The following is a 7,292-nucleotide window of genomic DNA, read 5'->3' on the forward strand; positions in this document are numbered from 1 at the left end:
CGGTGTGGAGCTGCGCCTTCAGGGATGGCCAGACTCTTTGGTGTAAAAAACGGTCATGGCTTTTTGCCGATGCTGCCGCTGCATTCAATAAAGACGAATGAGAATGTAAATGATGTAATTATTCCTTTAGTTTAAATGAAAGAAAATGTTTCAGGTTGCCCCGGTGTGCAGCCTTTCTGCCGGAAAAACCTAATTTTCAGGCAACCGGATACGTTAAATCAGGACGTCGGTGTTGCGTCAGGCCGTTGGGGCTCGGACGCTTTGCCATCAAGGGAGAGTCATCATGAGTCATACATTGAGTTTGAATATCCGGCCATTGCAGGCTGGAGCCGGTAGCTTGCCCATGCTGGTCGAGGCTCCCGAGCCGGGCCTGGATCTGATGGAAGCCCTCGGTCAGTTCAAACCACTGGTTGCCGAGCACCTGTATCGCAGTGGCGGGATCCTGTTTCGCGGCTTCAATGTCGGGGGGGCCGAAGCATTCCGTGAATTCGCCGCCGGGTTCGGCGACCCGTTGCTCAACTATGAGTTCGGCTCCACGCCGCGCAGCAACGTGACCAAAGGCGTCTACACCTCCACCGAATACCCGGCCCACCAGAGCATTCCCCTGCACAACGAGCAGGCCTACACCCTGGAATGGCCGATGCGTATCTGGTTCTACAGCATGATCGCTGCGCAAACCGGCGGTGAAACTCCCATTGCCGACAGCCGTGAAATCTATCGCCGGATCCCTGCACGGATTCGTGAGCGCTTCGTCGACAAGAAGCTGATGTACGTGCGCAACTTCGGCAATGGCCTGGATGTGGACTGGAGCCAGGTGTTCAACACCGAGGACGAAAGCGTCGTCGAAGCCTACTGCCGGGCCCACAACATTCAATGTGAATGGAAAGACGATGGTGAACTGCGCACCCGGCAGATCTGCCAGGCGGTCGCACGTCATCCGGTGACCCAGGACATGGTGTGGTTCAACCAGGCGCATCTGTTCCACATTTCCAACCTGCAGCCGGAAGTGCGTGAAACCCTGCTCGATGTGGTGGATGAAGAAGACCTGCCGCGCAACGTCTACTATGGCGACGGCTCGGCCATCGAAGAAAGCCTGCTGGATGAGGTTCGTGGTGTGCTCGATGAGTGCACGGTCAGCTTTCCGTGGCTGGAAAACGATGTCCTGATGCTCGACAACATGCTCTCGGCCCACGCCCGCTCGCCGTTTACCGGCAAGCGCAAGGTGGTGGTTGCCATGGCGCAGGGGCATTCCGAATCAGGCAGGTGATGGCGTTTTTTTCATTCAGCCCTGATCGGCGTCAGGACCCGAGATGAAATCTTCAGCCTTGGGCGTCGCCTGAATGCCCTTGGCTTCCTGAGCGCAGCCACTTTACTTACAAACCCTGATCAAGGATGACTTGATGACATACGGTTGCTGTCGCCAGGCATGGTGCTGAACTTGCGACGCAGCCAGAGCAGGCCATAGCAGCCAACCGTGCTCATGAAATACAGAAAGGTGCCTGCCCAGAAGGCAATGTGCATTTCGCTACCGCCCCAGAGGGTGCCTTTCAGTCCTAGAAGGAGGTTGGCGTAGAGGGTGAGCCCGAAAATTTGAATGATATGAATGGCTTTGTTTCCTGACACATAAAGAGCCAGTGAGCCCACCATCAAGGCAGCCGATATGGCGGCTAACAGGTTGATGGTTTCAGCTGCAAGGTTCCCGTATTCCAGGCCAAGAATTGCCGAATAGAAGGTTCCCATCCCCCAAAGCGCCCATACAAAGAGAAAACTGAACGTTTTGAATACAAAGAGCAGGTCCGTGAGGTTGCTGGGGGGCTGAAGTTGCCGGTGATGTGTGTCGCAACCCGCTTCCGGTCTTTTACCGGACTCTTCCAGTGGAAGGGTGATTTGCGAGACAGGCTCAAGGCCAGCGTGATTGCCAGAGGCACAAGAGTTATCGAACGGATGGTTGATAGCCCTGAGCTGTGGCGCAGGAGTTTTATGGTCGTCGCTGCGCGAGGCATTGGCGCAATAGTGGGTCTTCTTGTCTGTGGTCATGTTTTCACTTGTCGTAATGAGGGAGCAGACGGAGGTCCCTGCCGTGGATATGGCTTGAATCCCCTTGGCTTCCTGAGTGCTGTACCAGGCTTCGATAGTCAGCTCTTCGCTCAAGAGTGAGTTGAGGACGCACGGTGGTCGTTGCCATTGGTAGAGTTGCAATTGCGTGTTCAGGTTCCTTTTTTCGAGGTTTCCAGCCATGAGCGGTCGTGTCGCGTGCGCCCACAGACTTTTGGCGGGTGCTGCCGCTTGGGCGTCAGATGGCGTTTCTGTTCCGCTATCTTCGGGTCGGGAAAGGGCATATCCAGTCCTGTAGGTTGGCTCGTTGTCGTCCTGACAATTGAAAGTGCCATGCAATCAGCGTAGACAAGCAAAGCCGATTTTGCCCACGGAGATAGTGTGGTAATGGCGCAGGAGTGGTGCATGCCGGTCATTCGTCGTAATCCGGGCGGCGCATGAAGTCCTCAGCCCTTGGTGTTGACTGAATCCCCTTGGCTTCCTGAGCGCGATACCAGGCTTCAATCGTTAGCTCTTCGCTCAACCGTGCTTTGATGACGCACGGCTGTTGCTGCCATGGATAGCGTTGCAATTGCTCGTTGAGCCGCTTTTCTCCGTTTGATTTCCAACCGCGAGTGGCTTGATCGCGCCAGCGGCGGGGCTTGCGGCCGGTGCGGGCGTCGTGGGCGATGCTGGTCGGGTCCAGATGGCGGCTCTGTTCCAGCACCGGAAGGTCGGGCAGGGGCTGGGTCACGTCCATATAACGTTGCAGACAATCCCAGAAGGCCAGGGCATTGGTCTTGTCCAGTCCCAGGGAATGCATCTTGGTGGCGAGACAGAGTCGGGTGTTGGTGTAACGGTGATAAAGGGTGATCGCGTAGTCGTGAGAACCATAGCCGCTTGGCAGCAACGTGATCACCGCATCGAACTCCTCGAACGGTGCGACGAACAGGCGCCGAAAGCGCCGCTTGAAACGGACCATGCCGTCCACTCGATTGAACTCGCTGCCGTCGTGACGGCTGATGATGCTGTGCAGCCAGAGCAGACAATCGAAACCGATGGCACCCATGAAGTAGAGAAAGGTGCCAAGCCAGAAGGAAATATGCATTTCGCTGCTGCCCCAGAGGGTGCCTTTTAGCCAGAGGACGATGGCTGCGCAGACCAAAAAGCCGGAAATTTGAATGTAATGGGCCAGTTTTTGTCCTGACATGTGTGTGGCAAGCGAGATAATCATTAAAACTGTAGATGTCAGTGCTATGAGGAAAGCAGTTTCGGTTGGATATCTTTCGTATCCAAGTTCTTCTAGGGAAAGATAAAAAATACCCATCCCCCAAGGAATCCATATAAATGGAAAACATATTAATCTGAGAACAAACAATAAATGTGGAATCTTGCTGGAGTTTTGAAATCGCCAGCGCTTTGCATCGCAATATACTTCCTGCCTCTCACCGCGTTCTTCCTGCTTCTGATAAATTCGATGCTCTTCGCATTCCAGTTGCAGGGTGATTTCTGTAGCCGGGTCGAGACCCGAGTAATTACCAAAGGCAATATGAGTGTCGAACAGGCCATTGCGGTTGAGATGGGCATATCTTGTTGGTGGCGGCAGAGGCTCGTGGCTGTCGCCTCGGTAGGCGCCAGGGTTGTAGGGTGTATCTATATCTGCGTTCATATGGATAACTCGACGGTTTCTATTTGCCAATACAAGGGAAGGTTTTCTGCTGGAGGCTGACCGGGCGGCGCCCGACGATGGCCTGGAGTGAAGGGTTGCCATTTTTTCGGGTGGGGCTGGGGAAGTACCAGAGGCGGGCTGTCCGGTTCGGCGCGAAGTTCGACTTGGAGACTTATCTTCATCCCTTCGGTTCTTCTGAAGCGCGCACTGGACAGGGAGGCTTCAATGAACGAGGGCAGTACATACAGCACACTGTTTGCATTCAGCGGTACTGCGGCCAGTTTTGGTGTGCCGGAGGGTTGCCAGTGATGTTGCCTGGTGGCATAGGCCTGGCCGGTGTCCAATGTAGAGTGAAACTCATGGCCTACCAGTTGAAGATGGTTTGAGTCATTACCGAACGTCGCCAATAAGGGCGTGCTCAATGTCACCACCCAGTCTTCGTCGTTAAGAGCCTTGTAATCAGGTCTGATGGTTTGTGTGTGGGTGTCCGTCGGAGGTTTGCGTCCTTGATCGGCAGCCTGCAACGCCTCAAGGTTGGAGGCCGGAGCCTGTCTACGCCAATCGGCGAGCCGCATTACGGTAATTTTGGGTTTGCCCAGAATGCCTGCCAGTTGCTGATAGGCAATGAGCGGGTCTTTCAGGTGCATGAAATGTTGCGGGTTTTCCGTAGTTGGCATCTGGCCGGTGAGGGCGTCGGTGCCGAAGGGGCCATAGCGAACAGCCAATTCTGCTTCGTTGTCAGACAATATATTGGCATGCAGCACGCCTCCAATGGCCATTCCAACACCAATCAGGAGTGCCAAGGGATTGGCCACAAGACCTATGGCATAGAGGCCCCACAGAATACTTCCCGTAGCAATGACTGCATAACTGGCGGAGAGTGCGTAATCACCAGCTTTATAGGCTCGATAACTGTCCCAAACGCTTATTGTCGCGCTAATGAGTGTGGCTACACCGCCTATAGTACGAAGAAGGGGAAGCTTTGGGCTCCCTGTCTGCTTTTCAAGAATTCTTGCCCAGTAAGGTAATATTTTTTCTACGTTGAATCGGGGCTTAGTGAGGTAGCGCTTAGCTCTTGTGCCTAAAAGAAGTTTGCTGTGGTTACTAAGGGCAGCTGCCATATCGAAAAACGCACTGCTGGCGCCAATTACCCCACGAAGTCCCTTTCCATCCGCTTTGAAGTCCTTAAAGGAATCCATCTGAACCACCAGGTTATAAACCGCCAACCCCAGCATCAGCGTCGGCACTATCTTGGTCTTCTCCATGTACTGGGTCAGCGCACCAAACTTCACCCGAAAGTTGCTGTAGCTCTCCAGTTCCGGATGTTCCTTGGGGAGGGCAATAACCAGAATATTGCGCAGCATCGGGTCATTCTTGCCGCTGCCTTTGGCACTGGTACTGCCCAGGGTTTCGCCGGACTGGCTGTGCAGGGTGGCGTAGCGATAGTTCTTGCGGGTCAGTTCTGCGCGTTCGGTGTTGGTCAGGCCTCTCCTCAAGCCTGCACCGTGTATGCCGATCACTACCAACTCCTTGGCCAGTGCCTCGCCCATGGGCATCAGGCGAATGCCGACCATCTTTTTCGACAGGGCCGAGAGGGTGGTAAAGGTTGGGGTGAAGAGCCGGTCGAGCTTGATTTTCGAGGCGCTGCTGGACAAGCGGCTGATCTGTGCCACGACGCTGGCGCCGAAAATATCCAGCAGGTCGCCCATGAAGTAAGCGAAGCTTTTGGCTACCCCGGCGCCGTCCAGCTTGTCGATAAAGGAGGTGCCGAGTATCAGAGTGCTCAGGCCCATGGCTTGTGGTTCGACTGGCTGATCGCTGTCGCGCAGGGCAATCAGGCGCTTGAGCAATTCGGGGGGGCGTTCGGGATCGCTGCTCAGCAATAACGATCCCAGCGGGTGCTCGGCCTGGAGCACGCCCTGGACCAGGGACCTGATGGAGGTTTCCAGATCCGTGATTTCCAGGTCGGTACACAGCGCATCGGCCTGGGCAGGCAGGTATTCAAGGGCGCCGAGGGCATCTGCCATCAGGCTGTAAGGCTCCAGCAAGGCCTGATCATGGCGATGTACCCAATCCAGCAGTACGTTGGGCAGCTTCCTGTCGAGGACCGCGACCAGGCGCATCAGGTGTTTGCGCAGCAATTCGCGACCGAACCTGCGTTCCTGCTCGAAAACCGTGGCATGAAATTTCGGCAGGTCGATCTTGCCTTTCAGATTGGCGTGATCTCCACCGACAGCGCTATACAGCACCTGGGCGTAACGCCCGTTGGGCTGATGGGCAATCAGGGCATTCAGGGTTTGCAGGTAGGCGACACAATGACGTATCTGCGCGGTGGCGTGTCGCACGGCAAACAGCGGATCATCAAGAATGAGGCCGACCAGATGTCGGTGATCGCGTAGTTGGTACTGATCCAGAAGATCCACCCCGGCTTCGATTTCGGGAAGGGGCGGCGGTGGCGGTTGCTGGAGGTGTTGCGCCAACTGCTCCTGGCGCATCTGTAAGCGCTTGAGCAGGTTCTCATCGCTGAAGGAAGAAAGCGCAGGGGTAAACTCCAGAGGATCCTGCAGGGCACTTTCAATATTGAAGTCCCGTGCGCGCAGGCCTTTTCTTATGCGACTGACGGGCAGGCTCGGGTTGGTCTGGCTGGTTTTCCAGTGTTCTGAGCCGACCACGGCGGTGTCCCAGATACGGGCAATATTCTGGCAGCGGGCCTTGATCCGGTTTGCGTCGCTCTCAAGCCAGTCGATGTATTCCCAGCTCCAGGGTAATTCGCTGTAGGCCATCAGAAACTGGTCGGCGACAAAGCGTCCTTGCAACAACATGGGCAGCAGCATCACATGCTGTTCGATGCCCACAGGGTCGCGCTGCTCGGCATTGCCGAGTTGCCGGGCAATCGTGCGCCAGTGAGCAATGTCGACCTCGAATAACTGCCCCTGGCCATCGGTTTCCAGTTCTCGCCATAGCACGTTGTTCCAGAACACATAAATGCGTCCGCGGCGCGGCAAGCCACCGCGTGGCGATTGCTCAGGCTTGTCATGACCGGGAAGGCGGGTCAGGGGCAGGATCGAGAGCAGCGTGTTGCGTTGAATGCTTTCCTCTTCCCAGGTGCTTCGGGTCTCGGAGAGCATGGGAATCTGTAACATGCCGCCGTCGCTACGCTGGATCTGCAGGGCCAGTTGTGCGCGTCGGTCATTGAGGTACTCGGTTTTCTTGCGGGTGCCTTGAGGGATGGTGTTATTGCGAAACTCGCTCATGGCTGCTGCTCCGGATCGAGAAGCAGCAACTGATTACCCAGCCCGGGATCGCCCCATATATCGACGATCAGCATCTCGGCGTCCTGGCTGGCGACGCCAGGCCTTGCTGCCGGTGCCGTCAGGGTTGCCTTGCCGGGTCTGGCTTTCTCCACTGCTTTGGGTTCGCTGGGCAGCAACGCTGATGCCTCGGTGCCGCTGCCCGCATAGCCTCCGGAATTGATCCTGACCTGCGGCCCGTTGATCGCCACGCCGCCATGATCAAGCCGGATAAAGCTGCCGCCCACCTTGAGGGTCAGTTCCATGCCGGCATCGATAACCAGCTTGTCACCGGACTT

At 56.0% G+C, this 7,292-nt stretch carries 4 protein-coding genes and 1 pseudogene; 1 reads left to right on the forward strand and 4 read right to left on the reverse strand.

Features of this window, described 5'->3' with window-relative positions; genetic code table 11:
• The first annotated feature begins 283 nt into the window (after positions 1 to 283).
• Positions 284 to 1,267, forward strand: a complete 984-nt coding sequence (locus ALQ04_RS03330; RefSeq protein ID WP_122314433.1) for a TauD/TfdA family dioxygenase — start codon at positions 284 to 286, stop codon at positions 1,265 to 1,267.
• A gap of 119 nt (positions 1,268 to 1,386) precedes the next feature.
• Here ALQ04_RS03330 and ALQ04_RS03335 read toward each other — a convergent pair whose 3' ends face one another.
• From ALQ04_RS03335 to ALQ04_RS26850, 4 genes and pseudogenes are all read right to left on the reverse strand, one after another.
• Entirely contained in the window at positions 1,387 to 2,238 is an 852-nt protein-coding gene (locus ALQ04_RS03335) for a hypothetical protein (protein ID WP_122314434.1), read from the reverse strand.
• A 229-nt stretch (positions 2,239 to 2,467) separates the two neighbouring features.
• Positions 2,468 to 3,703, reverse strand: a complete 1,236-nt coding sequence (locus tag ALQ04_RS27125; protein WP_259644888.1) for a hypothetical protein — start codon at positions 3,701 to 3,703, stop codon at positions 2,468 to 2,470.
• The gene (locus tag ALQ04_RS03345) at positions 3,700 to 6,957 is read right to left on the reverse strand and encodes a hypothetical protein (RefSeq protein ID WP_122314435.1); all 3,258 of its coding nucleotides are present in this window, start codon (positions 6,955 to 6,957) and stop codon (positions 3,700 to 3,702) included. The genes ALQ04_RS27125 and ALQ04_RS03345 overlap by 4 nt, the downstream gene beginning before the upstream one ends.
• Positions 6,954 to 7,292 (reverse strand): annotated as a pseudogene (locus tag ALQ04_RS26850) (type VI secretion system tip protein VgrG); the annotation flags it as partial. The gene ALQ04_RS03345 and the pseudogene ALQ04_RS26850, both read right to left, overlap by 4 nt.

The organism is Pseudomonas cichorii (genome assembly GCF_003700275.1).
Lineage (GTDB): Bacteria > Pseudomonadota > Gammaproteobacteria > Pseudomonadales > Pseudomonadaceae > Aquipseudomonas > Aquipseudomonas cichorii_B.